Origin of the sequence: Pseudomonas guariconensis, from assembly GCF_015680235.1 — a bacterium.
GTDB classification, from domain to species: domain Bacteria; phylum Pseudomonadota; class Gammaproteobacteria; order Pseudomonadales; family Pseudomonadaceae; genus Aquipseudomonas; species Aquipseudomonas guariconensis_A.
Genome location: NZ_JADLJL010000006.1, coordinates 44,562 through 63,641, shown reverse-complemented (window position 1 = coordinate 63,641; position 19,080 = coordinate 44,562). Strand labels below are relative to the sequence as shown.

12 protein-coding genes are annotated in these 19,080 nt (G+C 65.6%); 3 read left to right on the top strand and 9 right to left on the bottom strand.

Annotation, left to right across the window (positions count from 1 at the left end; all coding sequences use genetic code 11):
- Nucleotides 1-41: 41 nt before the first annotated feature.
- From IRZ56_RS06875 to IRZ56_RS06865, 3 genes are all read right to left on the bottom strand, one after another.
- Nucleotides 42-803 carry a siderophore-interacting protein gene (locus IRZ56_RS06875; protein WP_196144259.1) on the bottom strand — a complete coding sequence of 254 codons (762 nt, stop codon included), beginning with the start codon at nt 801-803 and terminating at the stop codon, nt 42-44.
- A complete protein-coding gene (locus IRZ56_RS06870) occupies nt 800-1,333 on the bottom strand; it encodes a PadR family transcriptional regulator (RefSeq protein ID WP_196144258.1) in 534 nt (177 codons plus the stop codon). Before IRZ56_RS06870 ends, IRZ56_RS06875 begins: the two co-directional genes overlap by 4 nt.
- Nucleotides 1,334-1,509: 176 nt before the next feature.
- On the bottom strand, nt 1,510-4,626 hold the full coding sequence (locus tag IRZ56_RS06865) for a transglycosylase domain-containing protein (RefSeq protein WP_196144257.1): 3,117 nt from the start codon (nt 4,624-4,626) through the stop codon (nt 1,510-1,512).
- 419 nt (nt 4,627-5,045) lie between these two features.
- On the opposite strand from IRZ56_RS06865, the gene IRZ56_RS06860 reads away from it, so the two are divergent.
- On the top strand, nt 5,046-6,464 hold the full coding sequence (locus tag IRZ56_RS06860; RefSeq protein WP_196144256.1) for an amino acid permease: 1,419 nt from the start codon (nt 5,046-5,048) through the stop codon (nt 6,462-6,464).
- A gap of 102 nt (nt 6,465-6,566) precedes the next feature.
- Here the strand turns inward: IRZ56_RS06860 and IRZ56_RS06855 are convergent, their stop codons facing one another.
- Both IRZ56_RS06855 and IRZ56_RS06850 read right to left on the bottom strand, forming a co-directional pair.
- The gene (locus tag IRZ56_RS06855; RefSeq protein ID WP_196144255.1) at nt 6,567-8,186 is read right to left on the bottom strand and encodes an FMN-binding glutamate synthase family protein; all 1,620 of its coding nucleotides are present in this window, start codon (nt 8,184-8,186) and stop codon (nt 6,567-6,569) included.
- A gap of 277 nt (nt 8,187-8,463) precedes the next feature.
- Nucleotides 8,464-12,750: a DEAD/DEAH box helicase gene (locus IRZ56_RS06850; RefSeq protein ID WP_196144254.1), complete on the bottom strand. Its 4,287-nt coding sequence runs from the start codon at nt 12,748-12,750 to the stop codon at nt 8,464-8,466.
- Nucleotides 12,751-12,877: 127 nt separating this feature from the next.
- Here IRZ56_RS06850 and IRZ56_RS06845 point away from each other — a divergent pair, with 127 nt between their 5' ends.
- Nucleotides 12,878-13,291 (top strand): NUDIX hydrolase, encoded by a 414-nt coding sequence (locus IRZ56_RS06845; protein WP_196144253.1) that lies wholly within the window; start codon nt 12,878-12,880, stop codon nt 13,289-13,291.
- Here the strand turns inward: IRZ56_RS06845 and metR are convergent.
- Nucleotides 13,275-14,192 (bottom strand): transcriptional regulator MetR, encoded by a 918-nt coding sequence (gene metR, locus IRZ56_RS06840; protein WP_196144252.1) that lies wholly within the window; start codon nt 14,190-14,192, stop codon nt 13,275-13,277. The genes IRZ56_RS06845 and metR overlap by 17 nt on opposite strands.
- A gap of 195 nt (nt 14,193-14,387) precedes the next feature.
- Here metR and IRZ56_RS06835 point away from each other — a divergent pair, with 195 nt between their 5' ends.
- On the top strand, nt 14,388-15,386 hold the full coding sequence (locus tag IRZ56_RS06835; RefSeq protein ID WP_196144251.1) for an alpha/beta fold hydrolase: 999 nt from the start codon (nt 14,388-14,390) through the stop codon (nt 15,384-15,386).
- A gap of 70 nt (nt 15,387-15,456) precedes the next feature.
- Here the strand turns inward: IRZ56_RS06835 and IRZ56_RS06830 are convergent, their stop codons facing one another.
- Genes IRZ56_RS06830 through IRZ56_RS06820 form a run of 3 tightly spaced genes read right to left on the bottom strand, consistent with a single transcriptional unit; the run spans nt 15,457 to nt 19,052 of the window.
- A complete protein-coding gene (locus IRZ56_RS06830) occupies nt 15,457-15,783 on the bottom strand; it encodes a GlpM family protein (protein ID WP_196144340.1) in 327 nt (108 codons plus the stop codon).
- A gap of 25 nt (nt 15,784-15,808) precedes the next feature.
- Nucleotides 15,809-17,134, bottom strand: a complete 1,326-nt coding sequence (locus tag IRZ56_RS06825) for a sigma-54-dependent transcriptional regulator (RefSeq protein ID WP_196144250.1) — start codon at nt 17,132-17,134, stop codon at nt 15,809-15,811.
- 13 nt (nt 17,135-17,147) lie between these two features.
- Complete coding sequence (locus tag IRZ56_RS06820; protein WP_196144249.1) at nt 17,148-19,052, bottom strand: sensor histidine kinase; 1,905 nt, start codon at nt 19,050-19,052, stop codon at nt 17,148-17,150.
- Between the last annotated feature and the right edge of the window lie 28 nt (nt 19,053-19,080).

Sequence of the window (19,080 nt, the reverse complement as noted above, 5' to 3'; positions counted from 1 at the left end):
GGGAGCGGGCTTGCCCCGCGATGGGGCCCGCACTCCACCAATCATTCGTCGTCGGCACTTCCATCCAGTCGCCAATAGGCGGCCGCTTTCAGCGCATCTTCACGCACGCCTTTCTCCAGCAACAGCGCCTTGGCCTGGCGGGTGAGCGTCTTCTCCAGTGCGACCCAGGTGTACAGCGCACCTTGCGGTAGCGCCAGGCCCTTCACCACGGTCAGCAGGTCTTGCTCATGCCGATGTACCCAGATCACCTCGACCTGCGCCTTGCTCGGCAGCGGCTGGCGTTCCTGCTCATTCTCGACCTGGACCAATACCAGCGCCTGGCGCCCGGCAGGCAGTTCCTCCAGGCGCCGGCCGATGGCGGGCAGGGCGGTTTCGTCGCCGATCAGCAGATAGCTGTCGAACATGTCCGGCACCACCATCGAGGCGCGTGGGCCTGCTATGTCCAGGGTCTGGCCGGGCGTGGCCTGGGCGGCCCAGGTCGAGGCGGGGCCGTCGCCGTGCAGCACGAAGTCGATGTCCAGTTCGTTGGCCACCAGGTCGACGCGCCGTGGCGTGTATTCACGCATGGTCGGGCGGGCGCCGCCGTCACGGCCGAGGGTGCGGGCGTCGATGGCCTGTTGTTCCTCCGGGGTTTGGGCGAACAGCAGCTTGATGTGATCGTCGCTGCCAAGGCTGGTGAAGCCCTCCAGCTCCGGGCCGCCCAAGGTGATGCGGCGCATGCGTGGAGTCAGGTCTTCGACCCGCAGCACCTGCAGGCGACGTTGGCGAATTTGATGGTTCACGCGATGGATGGTGTCGTTCATGGGGTGTTCTCCGTGACAGCCTCGTCCGGGCCGGAGGCGATGGCCTTGGCCGTATCGTTGAGCAGTTTGCGCACGCGCTCGATTTCCTCGGGGCTCCAGCGCCCGCTGTGCATGTGCAGGGCGTGGCGCAGGTTGCCGACCGCCTCGTGGATTTCCGCCGGGCGGTCATGGCCACGCAGGGCGCGCTTGCTCACCTCGATGCGCATGCGTACGCCATCCAGCGCTACGGCCTGTTCGGCCAAGGCATGACGGCCGGCCTCGGTGATGGCGTAGAGGCGCTTACTGCCCTGAACGTGGCCGGTGATCAGTTCGGCTTCTTCCAGGTAGCTCAGGGTGGGGTAGATGACGCCGGGGCTGGGGGTGTAGCTGCCGTCGAAGAGGTTCTCGATCTGGCGGATGAGGTCATAGCCGTGGCCAGGTTGTTCGGCCAGCATCGACAGCATGAGCAACCTGAGGTCGCCGGGGGCGAATACCCGGGGGCCGCGCTCGCCTCGGGTGGGGCGGCGTTCGAAGGGGTCGTGGTCTCGCATTCGGAAGGCGCCTGTGTGTTTAGATATATCGCAAGATATTACTCAAGATATATCTAAAGACAAGCACCTGAATGCTGATGATTCTCATCTATGGTTTCGATGGGTAGGGAGGGCAGGGCCGCTTTGCGGCCCTTTCACGGCGCAGGCCTCTCCCACAGATCGAGCGCTGCCCCGGATCAATGCGCGGCCAGCTGCGGTGCCTTGCATTCGGTGGCGCTGCCCGGTTCCAGATAGGGCATGAGGATCGGCGCCATGCCCTTGAGGACCTGCACCGGCAGGGCCGAGGTGAAGGTGAAGGCTTCCGCCGTGCGGCCCGGGACAAAAGCGGTGAGGGTGCCGAAGTGGTTCTCGCCCAGGAAGAACACGAAGGTGGCGGTGCGGTTCAGCGAACGCGAACCGATCAGGCGGCCGCCTGCGCCGAAGCTTTCGATACGGTTGTCGCCGGTGCCGGTCTTGCCGCCCATGACCAGCGAAGTGCCGTCGTGCAGCTTGAAGCTGCCGGAGATGCGCCGTGCGGTACCGGCATCCACCACCTGCGACATTGCCCCCTTGAGGGCACGGGCCACCGCCACCGGGAGGATCCGCTGGCCACGGTCCGGATCGCTGACCAGCTTGGTTTCGTAGGGCGTATCGGCCGCGAAATGCAGGGTATCGATGCGCAGGGTCGGCAGGCGCACGCCATCGTTCTGGATGATGCCCACCAGTTCGGCCAGCGCCGCCGGGCGGTCGCCGGAGCTGCCGATGGCGGTGGCCAGCGACGGCACCAGGTGGTCGAACGGGTAGCCCACGCGCTTCCAGCGTTGGTGGATGTCCAGGAAGGCTTCGATCTCGACCATGGTGCGGATGCGGCTGTCGCGGGCGCCCTTGTGGCGGCTCTTGAACAGCCAGCTGTAGACCTCCTGGCGCTCGAAGCGGCTGGCATTGACCATTTCGGTAAGCGAGGCGCCAGGGTTCTTCAGCAGGTAGCCCAGCAACCACAGGTCCAGCGGGTGGACCTTGGCGATGTAGCCCTGGTCCGGCAGGTCGTACTTGCCTGGGCCATAGGCGTCGTACATCTCCGACAGGCGCCCGTCGGTGAGCTTGGCCAGGGCTTTCTTGTCAGTGGCGCTGTGGGCGCGGACGAAGGCGTTGAACGTCTCCTGGCCCGCCTCGGGGAACAGGTAGCGGTGCACCGCGGCCAGGCGCTGCGGCGTCACGCGCATGCCGTCGAGGAAGGTGTCCAGGCGCTGTTGGGAGGTCTTGCGCTGGTACTTGCGCCAGAAACGCATCAGGTAGTTGGTACCTTCCTTGTCGGCAAAGCGCGCCAGGTATTCCTGGCGGCGAGGGTCGGAGTCGTCCTTGAGCAGCGGCTCACGGTTATAGGGCTGCTGATAGGTGACGTAGCGCACCAGGTCACGCATCAGGCGGATGAACGGCAGGTTGATCGATTCGCGCAGCGCATCCTTGAGGGTCGGGTTGCGGCTGTTGTCTTCCTTGCGGAAGTTGTTGAACACGTGCATGCCGCCGCCGGTGAAGAAGGCCTCGCCGGTGTTGGCCGAGTACTTGCGCTCAAGGGCGGCATCGAGCATCGCGTCCAGGTTCTGGTCCTTGCTGTTCTGCATCAGCCATTCCAGCGACCATTGGGTGATGCGGTCCAGTTCGGCCACTGGCACTTTCTTCAGCTCCGCCACGGGCTTGCCGGCGTATTTGTCGTGCAGCTCGGCGATGATTTCCAGGTAGGTGGTCAGCACCCGCAGCTTGGCGGTGGAGCCCAGTTCCAGCTTGCTGCCTTCGTTGATGTCGAAGGGCTGGTCGGTGCTGTCGGTCTGGACCCGTACCCGCGAGCCATCGGCGGTGCGCTCGAACAGGGTGAAGCTGTAGCGGACCTGGTCGGTGGTCTTGGTGGTCAGCAAGCGTTCGCCGATCAGCCCCATCTGCGCGGCGAACTCGGGGTCGGAGAGGTTCTTCAGGTACTGGCTGACCTGCATCTGCAGGTCGGCCTGCAGGGTACTGGTGGCGGACACGTCGAGCCGGTCCAGATCGTACAGTGGGCGGTTGAGCATGGCCGCCAGGCGGTTACGGGCCAGGCTGATGCCCTTGTTGGTGATGATCGGCACGATGGTCGGCTGGGCCACCCAGTCGCGGTATACCGCCTTGCTGGCCAGCGCGGCGTCGGCCAGGGGCCGGTCGATCACGCCATTGGCGGCCAGCACGCGGATATGCGCGTTGGTGAGCTCGGCCAGCTCCACCCGGCCCTTGGACAGGTAATGGGAGGGCCTGCGCTGGGCGATCATCAGGGACAGTACCTGACGCATTGCCAGGCCACGGGCGGCCATGGTCTCGGGGTCGGTGGCGGTGGAAGAGAGCACTTGGTTGACCTGGTCGAAGTCGGCGCCGTACCAGACCCTCAGGCCTTCAGCCATGCCGTGCACTTCGCCGTGACCCGGCACCGCCGAGAGCGGCACGCTGTTGAGGTAGTCGCGGGCGATGCGCTCCCGAGCCTCGGTGGTGTCTGGCCCGCCCAGGTAGGCGCGCACGCTGGCGGAAATCATCTGGCGGATCTTCTCGGCCCCCGAGACGGTCAGGCCGTCCGGCGAATGGCGGTATTTCTCCAGCTGGGTCGCCAGGGTACTGCCGCCGGCCGACTGGCCGGGCAGGGCCAGGTACTTGGCGACCTGGCTGTAGGCGGCCTTGGCGAAGCGCGGCCAGTCCACCGCCGGGTTGTTGTGCGGGTCGTCGGGCTTGAGCAGGTCGCGGTTCTCGATGAACAGCAGGCTGTTGACCACCACCGGAGGGATCGAGGCGAAGTCGGGGTACAGGTGCTGGGGGTAGTTGTAGTGGTACAGGTCCTCGCCCCGGCAGTCGGTGATCGACAGGCCGGCCTGGACCTTCTCCACGTAAGGCACGAACAGGCCATGCTCGACATAGTTCATCAAGGCCGGCGAGAAGCGCACCTGCTCGCTGATCAGGTAATCACGCTTGAGCAGGCGCGGCAGGAATTCGCCCAGGGCGCTGTAGCCCAGGCGTTTGTCGAAGGGCCCGTCCCCTGGGTAGACGATGGCATCGCTCGGGCCCGGCTCCAGCGAATAGGTAAGGGCACTGGCCAGCCGGCTGAATTCGCGCGACTGCAGTTTCGAGGTGCGCATTTCGTCGTAGACGGCAAAGCCTATGGCGATGATCGCCACCAGCGTGATGAGCACGATCAGCCGCCACCACAGCCGCCGCTGGCGTGGAGTCTTGGGCAATGGAGCCTCAGCCAGATGTGTCTCGGGTGCTTCCGTTCTGGTTGGTTCCGATTGCCACAGTGCGCCCATAGTCTTCAAATCCGGCCAGTTTTTCGTCTTGCTTTGTCTGAAGCTTAGACGTTGGCAGGGTTTGGTGAAAAAATTGTAAGAAGCAGTGAATTCCTACGTAGGAATATGCGGCTTTGGTGCGGCTTCCATTCTTGGGCAATGTTGCTATGGTAGCCGCCCCCATTCTTCGCAAGGGTGGGGCGGAAGGAATTTCTGCCTTCCGCGAAAGGGTTTTTGGCCGAGAATTCTCTCCAAATTTCCCTATTTATATAGTGAAAAGCCCTACAAGCTGATTCCTATACTGCTCGACCCCTTCGTCCTGCCGTTCGCCGGCGGACAGGCGCGCCCACGAGGCTCGCCCGGCAAGACGACGCCATGCCCATCGGCCTGGCCGGTTCTGCGCGAAGGTCAATCCAATAACAAAATGAGGTTGTATTGCTATGCCAGTCGGCAACCACCCTGCCCATGGTGAGACCGCCCAGGGCGGCCCACTCAAGCGCGAGCTGGGCGAACGGCACATCCGTCTGATGGCGCTGGGCGCCTGTATCGGTGTAGGCCTGTTCCTCGGTTCAGCCAAGGCCATCGAAATGGCCGGTCCTGCGATCATGCTGTCCTACATCATCGGTGGCCTGGCCATCCTGGTGATCATGCGCGCCCTTGGCGAAATGGCCGTGCACAACCCGGTCGCTGGCTCCTTCAGCCGCTATGCCCAAGACTACCTCGGCCCGCTGGCGGGCTTCCTCACCGGCTGGAACTACTGGTTCCTGTGGCTGGTGACCTGCGTCGCGGAGATCACCGCGGTGGCCATCTACATGGGCATCTGGTTCCCCGACGTGCCACGCTGGATCTGGGCCCTGGCGGCTCTGGGCAGCATGGGGGCGATCAACCTGATCGCGGTCAAGGCGTTCGGCGAGTTCGAGTTCTGGTTCGCCTTGATCAAGATCGTCACCATCATCGCCATGGTCCTGGGCGGCATTGGCATCATCGCCTTCGGCTTCGGTAACGACGGCGTGGCCATGGGGATCTCCAACCTGTGGAGCAACGGTGGCTTCATGCCCAACGGTGTGACCGGTGTGCTGATGTCGCTGCAGATGGTCATGTTCGCCTATCTGGGCGTGGAGATGATCGGCCTGACCGCCGGTGAAGCGCGCAACCCGCAGAAGACCATTCCACAGGCCATCGGCTCGGTGTTCTGGCGCATCCTGCTGTTCTATGTCGGTGCGCTGTTCGTGATCCTGTCGATCTACCCCTGGAACGAGATCGGCAGCCAGGGCAGCCCGTTCGTGATGACCTTCGAGCGCCTGGGCATCAAGACCGCTGCTGGCATCATCAACTTCGTCGTGATCACCGCTGCGCTGTCCTCGTGCAACGGCGGCATCTTCAGCACCGGGCGCATGCTCTACAGCCTGGCGCAGAACGGCCAGGCCCCCGCGCCCTTCGCTCGGACCTCGAAAAGCGGCGTACCGCGCAATGCGCTGCTGCTGTCGATCGCTGCCTTGCTGCTGGGCGTGCTGGCGAACTACCTGGTGCCGGAGAAAGTGTTCGTCTGGGTGACCTCGATCGCCACCTTCGGCGCGATCTGGACCTGGGTGATGATCCTGCTGGCCCAGCTCAAGTTCCGTGCCGGGCTGTCCACTGTCGAGCGCCAGGCGCTGAAGTACCGCATGTGGCTGTGGCCGCTGAGCTCCTACCTGGCCCTGGCCTTCCTGGTGCTGGTGGTGGGCCTGATGGCCTACTTCGAAGACACCCGCGTGGCCCTGTACATCGGCCCGGCGTTCCTGGTGCTGCTGACGGTGCTGTACTACGCGTTTCGTCTGGCGCCGAAAGACGAGCAGGGCAAGGCGAGCACCGCGTCCTGATCCAAAGCCCTTGGGGCCGCTTTGCGGCCCATTCGCGGCACAAGGCCGCTCCTACAGGCGAATGCGTCATCCTGTAGGCGCGGCCTTGTGCCGCGAATACCGTCAGGCCGCCACTTCCGTATGCGGCTCGAAACTGTCGGCCCGGGCCATCTGCCACATTCTCGAATAGAACTGCCCGTTGACCTCGCCTGTGAGCAGCTCGCCCGGTTTTAGGAACACGTGCATCTGCGAGAACAGCTTGATCTCGGTGGCCGAGATACGCCGCACCAGGTGCTTGGCCTCCAGCTGTGCAGGGTGTTCCAGGCCTGCTGCGGCGAGCATCTCGGCCAGCGCGCGCAAGGTGTTGTGGTGGAAGTTGAGCACCCGCTGGGCCTTGTCCGGCACCACCAGGGCACGCTGGCGCAGGGCGTCCTGGGTCGCGACCCCGGTGGGGCACTTATTGGTATGGCAGCTCTGCGACTGGATACAGCCGATGGCGAACATGAAGCCGCGGGCCGCGTTGGCCCAGTCGGCACCGATGGCCAGGACGCTGGCGATGTCGAAGGCACTGACGATCTTGCCGCTAGCGCCCAGCTTGATCTTGTCGCGCAGGTTCAGGCCTACCAGGGTGTTGTGCACGAACAGCAGGCCTTCGCGCAGTGGCACGCCGATATGGTCGGTGAATTCCACCGGTGCGGCTCCCGTGCCGCCTTCCTTGCCGTCCACCACGATGAAGTCCGGCAGAATGCCGGTTTCCAGCATGGCCTTGGCGATACCCATGAACTCCCAAGGGTGGCCCAGGCAGAACTTGAAGCCTACCGGCTTGCCGCCGGACAGCTCACGCAGGCGGGCGATGAACTGCATCATTTCGATCGGCGTGGAGAATGCCGTGTGACGCGACGGCGAAATGCAGTCCTCGCCCATCAGCACGCCGCGGGTGGCGGCGATTTCTTCGGTCACCTTGTGCTTGGGCAGGATGCCGCCGTGGCCGGGCTTGGCGCCTTGGCTCATCTTGATTTCGATCATGCGCACCTGTGGGTCGCGCGCCTGCTCGGCGAAACGCTCAGGGTCGAAGCGGCCATCCGGGGTGCGACAGCCAAAATAGCCCGAGCCCAGTTCCCAGACCAGGTCACCGCCGTTCTCGCGGTGGTACGGGCTGATGCTGCCTTCGCCGGTGTCGTGGGCGAAATTGCCGAGCTTGGCCCCTTGGTTGAGGGCACGGATGGCGTTGGCGCTCAGCGAACCGAAGCTCATGGCTGAAATGTTGAAGATCGATGCCGAATACGGCTGGCTGCACTGCGGACCGCCGACTGTCACGCGAAAGCTTGCCGGGTCGGCCAGGGGCGCTGGGCGCATGGAGTGGCCGATGAACTCGAAGCCTGATTCGTACACGTCGATCAAGGTGCCGAAGGGCTTGTCCGACGCTTCGTTCTTGGCCCGGGCATACACCAGCGAACGCTGGGCACGGGAAAAGGGCAGGGCATCGCTGTCGGCTTCGAGCAGGTACTGGCGGATCTCCGGGCGAATCGCTTCGACCAGATAGCGGATGTTGCCGAGGATCGGATAGTTGCGCCGCACCGCATGGCGTTGCTGCAGCAGGTCGAACAGGCCGATCAGGCTGAGCACGGCGGTGACGAGGGTGAACGGCCACAGCCATTCGTGGTGCAGGAAGGGCAGGCTCGCCAGGGTGAAAAGAACGCAGGCGGCGAAAAAGGCATAGCGACTGAGAAGTGACAGGCTCATACGGGGTCCTTGCGATGGCTCGGTCAGGCTCAGGGGCCTGGGTCAAACCCCGACCATAGCCCCATTGGGTGGCGCATGGCCAGTCGATCGCGGGGGCAGAACATGAAAGATCAGTCATCGACGCAGGACCGCATCGCGGGGCAAGCCCGCTCCCACAGGATTGGCGTCGATCGCCAGAGCGGCACTATCTCTTCCGGGCCGCGCTGTTGCGCACAGGACAAGCGGCTAGCGCCGCCCCCTGTGGGAGCGGGCTTGTCCGCGATGCGTTTGGAGTGCTTCAGTGAATATCGCGTAACAGGCGCTGTCGCCAGGCTTCCTGTTCTGCGGCCGGCACCTCCACCAGGTACTCGTAGCGCCCCGCTACCCGCGTGGCCACCGGCACACCGTCGCGATACAGTAGCCGGTTGCCGACCACCGCCGGTACCTTCCCGCCTGGCAACAGCGTTCCCAGCAGGTTCAGCGGGTCACAGGCGCTGATCATCACCAGCCCACCGTCCGGTGCCCGCCGTCGTACCTGGCGCAGCAGGCCGACCGCCTCCGGCAGGGCGAACTGTTCACCGGCCAGCCCGACAATGAATCGCCCACCGCGGATTTCGCCCCGAGCCTCCAGCCGGTGGTAGCAACGCAACAGGTCACGCCAGGGCGGCAGCACATCGCTTTCGCGCTCTAGCAGGCGCCAGCAGATCACCCCGTAGCGGCGCAGCAAGGTCCGCGCGACGTGTTCCAGGCGTTGGTCGCTGTCCGGCAGGGTAGTGCCACGACGCAACAATGCCCAGCGCCCGGCCTGGGCCATGTCGCTGGCCATCGGTGGATGGCCGCGGCGGCTGTTGCGCGAGGTGCGCTTGGCGGCGGGTGTGATCAGCCCGCGCAGGCCCGTGAAGCTATCGGCACCGACCAACCCGGCGCCCACCAATTGTTGCAATGCGCTTTCCAGCTCGCTGGGCAGCAGGTGGGCCTCCTGGGTGAGCTCGTCGAAGAACAAGGCGCCCTGGGCCTGCAGCGTCTCGAATACCCGTTGCGCCCTTGGAGGCAAGTCATCGAGCGCGGGCATTGGTGCCAGGCTGCGCCAGAGGCTCAGGTGCTCGCGCGGCAGCAGTACCAGCGGTGTGCTGGACAAGGTACTGGTGGACAGCGTGCTCGCCAGCCGGCTCCAGGCCCATTGCCCGCTGCGGCAGGCATCGTCGAGCCAGTGTGGGCTGTAGTCCTTGATCCGGGCCGGCAGCAGCTCGGCCTCCCAGGCCCCGGCCGCGCTGGGGAAGCCTTGCAACTGGCCGAGTACCTCGGCCACCGCTTGGGGTCCCCTCAGGCGTTCGTCGGTCGCCAGGTGTTGCCAGTCGAACAGGAAACGCATGTAGACCTGCAGGGTCACCGGTTCGATTTCCCGCCGCAGGCGCTTGACCGTGTAGCGATGGATACGCGCCAGCAGGTGCCGCTCGCACCACTGCAGGGTTCGCTGGCCAGGGCTGAAATGGCCGCGCAGCACATAGCCTTCGACTTCCAGACGCGCCAGGGCCTGTTCGATATCGCTGCTGGGCAGGCCTAACGGTGCCGCGATCTGGGCCACTGTCAGCGGGCCGAAACCGCTGAGCCGCGCGCGCAGCAGCTCGACCTGCGCGGCATCTCGTTCGATAGGCTGGTCGAACCCCGGCAACAGGCCGAGCGAAGGCTCCAGCCTGGCGTGTGGGTAACACGCCAACAGCAGATTCAGACGTTCGCGCGCCAGCCACAGGGCCTGTTCGCCGCTGCGCAGCAGGCACGCACGGCCTGCCTGGGCCAACTGGGCGAGAAGGCCGGGCCAGTCGTTGCCCAGGTGGGTTTCCTCAGCGCTGATGGCGCCCAGGCTCATCAAGGCTTCATGCATCTCGTCGGCGTTGCCAGGCTGCGGCCAGGCCTCGGCCTGTACGGCGACGATGGCCTCGATATCCAGCGCCCCGAGGTCGTCGCCGCTGTGCACCTCGTTCCAGCGCCGGTTGAGCACCGCCTGGGTCCTGCGCTCCTCCAATGGGGCGTCGTCCAGGAAGGTATAGGGCCGGGCATTGAGGATGGCCGCGGCCAAGGGCGAGGGGGCGGGCAGGTCGCGGGCGAGCAGGCGTATTTCGCCGTTTTCCATGCGCCGAAGCAGGGCCAGCCAGCCTTCGCTGTCCATGGCCTCGTGCAGACAATCGTCCAGGGTCTGTTCCACCAGCGGGTGGTCCGGGATCTGCCGTTCACCGACGATGTTTTCCAGGCAGGCGATCTGGTCGGGGAACACCGCCGCGATCAGATCTTCACTCTTCATGCGCTGGATCTGCGGCGCCACCTTGCGCCCGCCGACATAACGCGGCAAGGCCAGGGCCACGGCGGCGTTCCAGCGCCAACGCACGCCGAACAACGGTGCGTCGAGCAGGGCCTGGACCAGGATCGGCTCGGCGCTGCGGCTGGCCAGGTAGCGCCAGACTTCATCGAGCTCGAAGCTGTGGCTGGTGGACAACGACAGCACGATCGCGTCTTCGCTGGCAGCGGCCTGCAGCTCGAAGTTGAAGGTGCGACAGAAGCGTTTGCGCAGTGCCAGGCCCCAGGCGCGGTTGATCCGGCTGCCATAGGGCGAATGGATGATCAGCTGGGTGCCGCCGGTTTCGTCGAAGAAGCGTTCCATCACCAGCGTTTCCTGGGAGGGCAAAGCGCCCAGCACCTGCCAGGCCTGCCCCAGGTAGTCGAGCAACTGGCTGGCGCTGCCTGCTTCCAGCCCGAACGCCTGCTGCAACCAGGCCAGCACCGGGGCGAAATCCCCGTCGCTGGCCTGCAGGCGCTCATCGACCTGCGCCTGCAGGCGGGCGACGGCGGCGGACAACTCATCGCTACGCCCTGGGGCCTCGCCGAGCCAGAACGGAATGGTCGGTGGCAGGCCATGGGCATCCTCGACCCGTACCCGGCCAGGCTCGACCCGCAGAATGCGATAGGACGCATTGCCCAGCTGGAAGATATCGCCGGCAATGCTTTCCACGGCGAAGTCTTCGTTGACACTGCCGATGTTCAGCGACTGGGGCTCGAGCAGCACTGCATAGTCGGCGGTCTCGGGAATGGTGCCGCCGCTGGTCAAGGCCGTCAGCTGGCTGCCGCGGCGCCCGCGCAGGGTGGCGCTGACGGCATCGCGGTGCAGGTAGGCGCTGCGCACGCCCTGGCGGCCGTTGTAGCCCTCGGCGAGCATGCGCAGGAGCGCCTGGTAGTGCGCCGGGTCCAGCTCGGCATAGGGCATGGCCTGGCGTAGGCAGTCGTACAGGGCCTGCTCCGGCCATGGCTGGTTGCTCACTTCGGCGACGATCTGCTGGGCCAGGACATCCAGCGGTGCGCGGGGTATCTGCAGTTGATCGAGTTCGCCCTGACGCACACCTTCGAGCAAGGCCACGCATTCGATCAGGTCGTCCCGCGAGGTCGGAAACAGCCGCCCCTTGGGGATGCCTTCGACCTGGTGCCCGGAGCGCCCGACGCGTTGCAAGAACGCCGAGATCGAGCCGGGCGAGGCGATCTGGCAAACCAGCTCGACCTCGCCGATGTCGATGCCCAGCTCCAGCGAGGCGGTGGCCACCAGCACCTGCAACTGGCCTGCCTTCAGGCGCTGCTCGGCCGCCAGGCGGTGTTCCTTGGCCAGGCTGCCGTGGTGCGCCGCCACGGCAGCCTGGCCCAGGCGTTCGCTCAGGTGGCGGGTCAGGCGTTCGGCCAGGCGCCGGGTGTTGACGAACACCAGGGTGGTGCGATGCTCTCGGGCAAGCGCGGCGATGCGGTCGTAGACAAGGCCCCAGACATCGGTGGCCATCACTGCCCCCAGTGGCACCGGCGGGACCTCGATGGCCAGGTCGCGGCGGCGTGCATGGCCGACGTCGACGATGGCGCAGGGGCGCTGGTGGCCTACCAGGAACTGCGCCACGCGTTCCACCGGCCGCTGCGTAGCGGAAAGCCCGATGCGTCGCAGGGGCCGGCCGCACAATGCTTGCAGGCGCTCCAGGGTCAAGGCCAGGTGACAGCCTCGCTTGTTGCCGGCCAGGGCGTGGATCTCGTCGACGATCACCGTGTGTACGTTGGCCAGGCCTTCGCGACCGGAGGCTGAGCCGAGCAGCACGTAGAGCGATTCGGGCGTGGTCACCAGGATGTGCGGCGCCAGCTTGCGCATGGCCGCGCGTTCTTTTTGCGGTGTATCGCCGGTGCGCACGGCGGTGGTGATGCGCGGCGCCTTCAACCCCTGGGCTTGCAGGGCCTGGCTGATGCCGGCCAGCGGCAGGTCGAGGTTCAGGCGGATGTCATTGGACAGCGCCTTGAGGGGCGATACATAGACCACCTGAGTCTGCGCAGGCAGCTCGCCGTCATGGTCCAGGCCTTGGCGAAACAGCTCGTCGAGCACGGCCAGGAAGGCGCTCAGGGTCTTGCCCGAGCCGGTCGGCGCGGCGAGCAGCATCGATTGGCCGGCATGGATCAGCGGCCAGGCCCGGGCCTGGGCATCGGTGACCGTGGCGAAGTGTTGCCGGAACCAGGCGCCGATGGCGGGGTGGAACAGGTCGAGCACGGGGTGGTGCTGGGCTGGCAGGTTCATGTGTTGTTTATGGCGGGTGAAGGGCGGGTTGGCAAGGGGCCGTTCGTCCTGGTCCGCCTGGACGCTTGTCAGCCTCCGACCTGCATGTGATTCTTGCCCGTCTTTTCCTGTTGTTTAGCGAGCTCCCATGTCCAAGACCCTCCGTATCGCCGCCGCCCTGCTGATCGACGCCCAAGGGCGTACCTTGCTGGTACGCAAGCGCGGCACCCAGGCCTTCATGCAGCCGGGTGGCAAGATCGATACCGGCGAAACCCCACAAGCGGCGCTGGTACGGGAGCTGCACGAGGAACTGGGCCTGCGCCTGGACCCGCAGAACGCTCGCTATCTGGGGCAATTCACCGCCCCAGCCGCCAACGAGCCGGGTTTCCAGGTGGTGGCCGAGCTGTTTCGCGTCGACAGCAGCGACGCCGTGAGCCCGGCGGCAGAAATCGAGGAAGTGAAGTGGTTGGCGGCCGATGACGCGCTCGATCTCGAACTGGCGCCGCTGACCCGCGACCTGATCCTGCCGCTCTACCGCGAGGCGCTCAACGCACCGCGCTGACGCCATCGAGGGTCGAGAACGAGGTGTCCTTGGCCGTCAGCAGGAAATCGCGCATGTAGGGGGCATCGAGCATGTCGGTGCGCACCGCAGCGTGGAGCGTGGCGAACAGGCCCTTTTCGCCCAGGCGCTTGCCCTTGACGTAGCCTCGCGAGCTGTACTCGTGCAGCGCCCAATGGGGGATGCCGCATACGCCACGGCCGCTGGCCACCAGCTGCATCATCATCACGGTCAGCTCCGACGTGCGCACCGCGGCCGGCTCGATATCGGCCGGCTCCAGGAAGCGAGTGAAGATGTCCAGGCGGTCGCGTTCCACCGGGTAAGTGATCAAGGTCTGGTCCAAAAGGTCCTGAGGCACGATGTAGGGCTTGCTGGCCAGCGGGTGCTGGTTGGCCACGGCGAGCATCGCCTCGTAGGTGAACAGCGGCACATAGGTGATGCCGGCCAGGTCCACCGGGTCGGAGGTCACCACCAGGTCGAGGTCGCCCCGGGCCAGGGCCGGCAATGGGGCGAAGGCGAAGCCTGAGGCCAGGTCCAGCTCCACTTCCGGCCAGGCGTCGCGGAACTGGTCGATGGTGGGCATCAGCCATTGGAAGCAGCTATGACACTCGATGGCCATGTGCAGGCGCCCGGCGGTACCGCCTGCCAGGCGGGCGATGTCGCGCTCGGCACCGCGCAGCAGGGGCAGGGTGGCATCGGCCAGTTGCAACAGGCGCAGGCCGGCGCTGGTGAAGCGGATCGGCTTGGTCTTGCGCACGAACAGCGCCATGCCCAGGCGTTCTTCCAGTTCCTTGAACTGATGCGACAGCGCCGACTGGGTCAGGTGCAGGCGCTCGGCGGCTTCCACCAGGCTATCGGCCTCGCGCAAGGCATGAAGGGTTTTCAGGTGGCGGATTTCCAGCACAGGTGGCTCCGGGGGTAACTCTGGGTAATGGGGTACGGTGCTTGAGTTTCCCTCATGTTGCGTGTGGCTGTCGAGGTGGCTGCGTTTGACCGCTCGGCAGCCTTAATCAAACTGTCATGGTTTTGTGGCAGCGCGCTCGAAAGGTTTTCATCAGACTCGCGATCTACTGGGGATCTGCGTTCTGGTGTTTCTTTCATGCGGGCTTTATTGGTCTTTTTATTCTTGTTGGTCAGCGTGCCGGCCGCTGCGGCCGCCCAGCGCTGCGACTCCCAGGTGCCGGTGCAACGGGCCGAGCTGGGCGAACTGAGCCTGGTCTACCAAAGCGTCGGTGCGCCGTCGGACCCTGCGTTGCTGCTGGTCATGGGCCTGGGCGGGCAATTGATCCATTGGCCCGACGATGTGGTCGAGGCCTTGTGCCGGCAGGGTTTTCGCGTCATCCGCTACGACAATCGCGATGTCGGCTTGTCGCGCTGGAACCGAATGCCGGCCTCGGCCAGCCTGACCGTCGAACTGCTGCGCTACAAGCTGGGGCTGCCGGTGGCCGCGCCCTATACCCTGACCGACATGGCCAGCGACGGGTTGCGGCTGATGGATGCGCTGAACATCGAGCAGTTCCATGTGCTAGGGGTAAGCATGGGTGGCATGATCGCCCAGCGCTTGGCGGCCATGGCCCCGCAGCGCGTGCGTAGCCTGACGCTGGTGATGTCCAGTTCCGGCGACGAAGGCTTGCCGGCGCCCAGCCCAGCGCTGGTGCAGTTGCTGGCGCGCCGCGATGCACCCAACCGGTCGGTGGCCATCGAGCACCAGGCCGACCTGCTGGCCGCCTTGGGCAGCCCCGAGATCACCGATGAGCGCGCGGTGTTGCTGCAACAGGCCGCGGACGCCTATGACCGAGCGTTCAACCCGGACGGCGTGAAGCGCCAGATCATGGCGATCCTCGCCGAGCCGAGCCGGGTGGCGCTGCTCAACCAGCTGCGCGTGCCGACGTTAGTGGTGCATGGCACGGCCGACCCGCTGTTGCCGGTGATGCATGGCGTGCACCTGGCGGCCCATATCCGAGGCAGCCAGCTGCGTTTGATTCCGGGCTTGGCCCATCGTTTCCAGGAGCCGTTCAAGGGGCCGTTGCTGGCGGCGGTGCTGCCGTACCTGAAAGCGCATCGCGAAGCGCCAAGGCATGTGGCAGGGCTTCTGTAAACGGACCGTCACAGACCCTGCAGGAGCGGCCTTGTGCCGCGATTGGGCCGCAACGCGGCCCCGGGTGCTTTCAGTGAAAGCGCATCCACAAGGTGACCAACGCCGTCGCCGCCACCAGCCAGGCCACCGTGGCCAGCGCCAGCGAGGCCTCCAGGCGCATCCTGTCGACCAGCACGTACAACGTCGCCAGGTAGATGAAATAAGGAATGATCGACCACATGCCGAACAGGATGGTGGTCTTCAAGTCAGCCAACGACCGGCCCTTGCCGACGATGTAGTGGGCGATCAGGGCGAAGGTCGGAAACAGCGGTACCAACCCGGCGATGTAGTAGTTGCGCGTCTTCGAAAGAATGGCCAGGAGCACCACGACGGCGGCGCCCAGGCTGGCCTTGAGTATCAGGTCCACGTTGGCTTTCCTTGGTTCAGCTCAGGCCGTATTTCTTCACTTTGTCGAACAGCGTGGTCTTGGCCATGCCCAGTTCCTGGCTGGCCTGGCTGAGGTTGCCGCCGGTGCGTTGCAGGGCGTCGCTGAGCAGGTTGCGCTCGAAAGCCTCCACCGCCTCGGCGAACCCCAGCCCCTGGCTGGCGCCGCCTGCGCTCTTCTTGAACGCCGGCAGGCCCAGGGCATGGCGCTCGGCGACGTTGCGCAGTTCGCGCACGTTGCCCGGCCAGTCGTGGGCCATCAGGCGCGACACGGTCTGGCTGTCGAGCTCCGGCACTTCGCGGTCGAAGCGCAAGGCCGACTGCTGAAGGAAATGTTCGAACAGTTGCAGGATGTCCTCGCGCCGCTCACGCAGGGGCGGTAGCTCCAGGGTGACCACGTTCAGGCGATAGTAGAGGTCGCTGCGGAACTGGCCGGTCTGGCCCATGGCGTCCAGGTCCGACTTGGTGGCGGCGATCACCCGGCAATCCACCGGGATGCTCTGGTTCGAACCCAGGCGTTCCAGGGTGCGTTCCTGCAGCACGCGCAGCAGCTTGATCTGCAGGTTGATCGGCATGCTCTCCACCTCATCGAGGAACAGCGTGCCGCCATTGGCGTGCTCGATCTTGCCGATACGCCGCTTGCCAGCACCGGTGAAGGCGTTGGCCTCATGGCCGAAGATCTCGCTTTCGAACAGGTTCTCCGGCAGCCCGCCGCAATTGAGCGCAACGAAGGGCTGGCCCTGGCGCCGGCTGAAGTCGTGCAGGCAGCGGGCGACCAGCTCCTTGCCAGTGCCGGTCTCGCCTTCGATGAGTACGTTGGCCGACGTATCGGCGACGTTGGCGATGAGTTCGCGCAGGTTCTGCATGGCTGGCGAGCGGCCGATGATGCGGCCTTCGAGGGTGCTCTGACCAGCCAGTTGGCGCCGCAGGGCATGCACTTCACGGGAGAGGCCGCGTTGCTCCAGGGCGCGGCGTACCACCTCTACCAGGCGCTCCGGGGAGAACGGTTTCTCCATGAAGTCGTAGGCGCCGTTACGCATGGCGCCCACGGCCATGTCGATATCGCCGTGGCCGGTGATCAGCACCACCGGCAGGCTGCGATCGCGCGCCTTGAGGCGGCCGAGCAGTTCCAGGCCATCCATGCCCGGCAGGCGGATGTCGCTGACGACGATACCGGCGAAGTCGTCGCCGATGCGTTCCAGGGCCTGTTCGGCACTGCCCACGCCTTCGCAGGCGATGTCTTCCAAGGCCAGGGCCTGCTGGCAACCCAGCAGCACGTGGGGGTCGTCTTCGACGATCAGGACGGTCAAGGGTGCTTGGTTCATGGGGACCCTTTATTCATAGTGGTTCAGCCGATGTGCCGGTAGGCGTGGCCAGGGGCAGGGCGAGGACGAAGGCGGTACCGCCGCTGGCGGGATGCTCGACGCCCAAGGAACCCTTGGCGGCGGCGGCAAGGCTCGCCGACAGGGTCAGGCCCAGGCCCAGGCCATGCTCGCCCGGTTTGGTGGTGAAGAAGGGTTCGAACAGGTGCTTGCGCGCCTCGGCGTCGATGCCGTGGCCGTTGTCGCGCACCCGCAGGCGGTATTTGTCGCCCTGTGCCTCGCCTTCCAGCCAGAGCTGCGGCTGGGGCTGGCTGGCCATGGCGTCCAGGGCGTTGCCGATCAGGTTGACCAGGATCTGCTCCAGGCGGGTCTGGTCGATGGCCAGTAGCTGGTCGTCGAACTGGCGGTGCAATTGCAGGTTGCAGCCGGCGATTCGGTTGCCCAGCACCTGTAGGCTGGCTTCCACGGCCTTGTTCAGCGAGGCCTGGCCGCTGTCGTCGCCACGCCGGGCGAAGGAGCGCAGGCTGGCGGTGATGCGCCCCATGCGGTCGATCAGGTCGTTCATGGTGCGCAGGTTGGTACTGGCGGTTTCCAGGGCGCCACGCTCAAGGAAGCGCACGGTATTGCCCGACAACGTACGCAGGGCGGCCAGCGGCTGGTTGAGCTCATGGGCGATGCTGGTGGACATTTGCCCGATGGCCGCCAGCTTGCCGGCCTGGACCAGCTCGTCCTGGGCATGACGCAGGGTCTGTTCGGCATGCCGGCGTTCGCGAATCTGCCCCTTGAGACGCTCGTTGCTGGCGCGCAGGTCGGCGGTGCGCTCGGCAATGCGTCGCTCCAGCTGGCTGTTGGCTTCTTCCAGGGCCTCGCGGGCGGCGAGGCGGGTGGCGATCACCTTGCGCCGTTCGTTCCAGGCGATAGCCAGGATGGTCAGCAGGGCGAAGGCCACGCCCACCAGGATGCCTTGCACCATGGATTCACGGTGTAAATCCTGCAGCGGCGTGAGCAGGGTGAAATGCCAGGGGGTGTCGACCAGGCGTCGGGTCTGGGCCAGGTAGGCCATGTTCTGCGGTTTGCCCTGGCCACCTTCGCTGTTGGCCGGGAAGGTGAGCTTTTCTACGCCATCGGCCAGGGTTTCGCGGGCCAAGGGTTGCAACTCGTTCAGTGGCCACCAGTAGTACTGCAGGCTGCGCGCCAGACGTTCCTTGATCTGCGGGGTGAGCGGGCGTACCGACTTGAGTCGGCGGGCCGGGTCGCTGGAGAGAATGATGATGCCGTTCTCGTCACTGACGAACGCCTCCAGGCGCGCGCGCTGCCAGCGCTCTTCGAGGGTGTCCAGGCGGACCTTGATCACCGCCACGCCGATGATCTTGCCGTGTTCTTCCAGCCCATGGGCCAGGTAGTAGCCGGCTTCGCCGGTGGTGCTGCCGATGCCATAGAAGCGCCCGGGCTCGCCGCGCACGGCGTCCTGGAAGTAGGCGCGGAACGACAGGTCCTCGCCCAGGAAGGAGTCGGCGTCGCGCCAGTTGCTGGTGGCCTGGACCCGGCCGCTGGTATCGAGCACGAAGATGGCCCGGCTGCGGCTGCGGCGGTTCAGGCCTTCGAGGTATTCGTTGACCGTCTGGCGATACCCGCCGTCCGGGTCGGTGAGCAGGCGCGAGACGCTGTCCTCGAGCTCCAGCAGGCTCGGCAGGTAGGTGTACTTGCTGATTTCGCTCTCGACCGTGCGCGCATGCAGCTCGAGCTGGCGCTCGCCGTTTTCACTCAAGGTGCGGATGCCGTTGTTCTCGCTGACCAGGTAGCCGACCAGGCCCAGGCCGACCATCAGCAGGATGATCAGGGGCGGCAGCAGCAATTGGCGGATCAAGCGGGATTTCACGACAGGTTGGGCAGGGCGAAGGAGCGAGGGGTCGCATTTCATCACAGTGGCCTTGTCACGACCAGCGTCC

Excerpts from the sequence above, each read along its gene's own strand:
- IRZ56_RS06855 (WP_196144255.1), bottom strand. The coding sequence starts at position 8,186 with ATGAGCCTGTCACTTCTCAGTCGCTATGCCTTTTTCGCCGCCTGCGTT.
- IRZ56_RS06835 (WP_196144251.1), top strand. The coding sequence starts at position 14,388 with ATGCGGGCTTTATTGGTCTTTTTATTCTTGTTGGTCAGCGTGCCGGCC.
- IRZ56_RS06845 (WP_196144253.1), top strand. The coding sequence starts at position 12,878 with ATGTCCAAGACCCTCCGTATCGCCGCCGCCCTGCTGATCGACGCCCAA.
- IRZ56_RS06875 (WP_196144259.1), bottom strand. The coding sequence starts at position 803 with ATGAACGACACCATCCATCGCGTGAACCATCAAATTCGCCAACGTCGC.
- IRZ56_RS06825 (WP_196144250.1), bottom strand. The coding sequence starts at position 17,134 with ATGAACCAAGCACCCTTGACCGTCCTGATCGTCGAAGACGACCCCCAC.
- IRZ56_RS06850 (WP_196144254.1), bottom strand. The coding sequence starts at position 12,750 with ATGAACCTGCCAGCCCAGCACCACCCCGTGCTCGACCTGTTCCACCCC.
- IRZ56_RS06860 (WP_196144256.1), top strand. The coding sequence starts at position 5,046 with ATGCCAGTCGGCAACCACCCTGCCCATGGTGAGACCGCCCAGGGCGGC.
- IRZ56_RS06870 (WP_196144258.1), bottom strand. The coding sequence starts at position 1,333 with ATGCGAGACCACGACCCCTTCGAACGCCGCCCCACCCGAGGCGAGCGC.
- IRZ56_RS06820 (WP_196144249.1), bottom strand. The coding sequence starts at position 19,052 with ATGAAATGCGACCCCTCGCTCCTTCGCCCTGCCCAACCTGTCGTGAAA.
- IRZ56_RS06865 (WP_196144257.1), bottom strand. The coding sequence starts at position 4,626 with ATGGGCGCACTGTGGCAATCGGAACCAACCAGAACGGAAGCACCCGAG.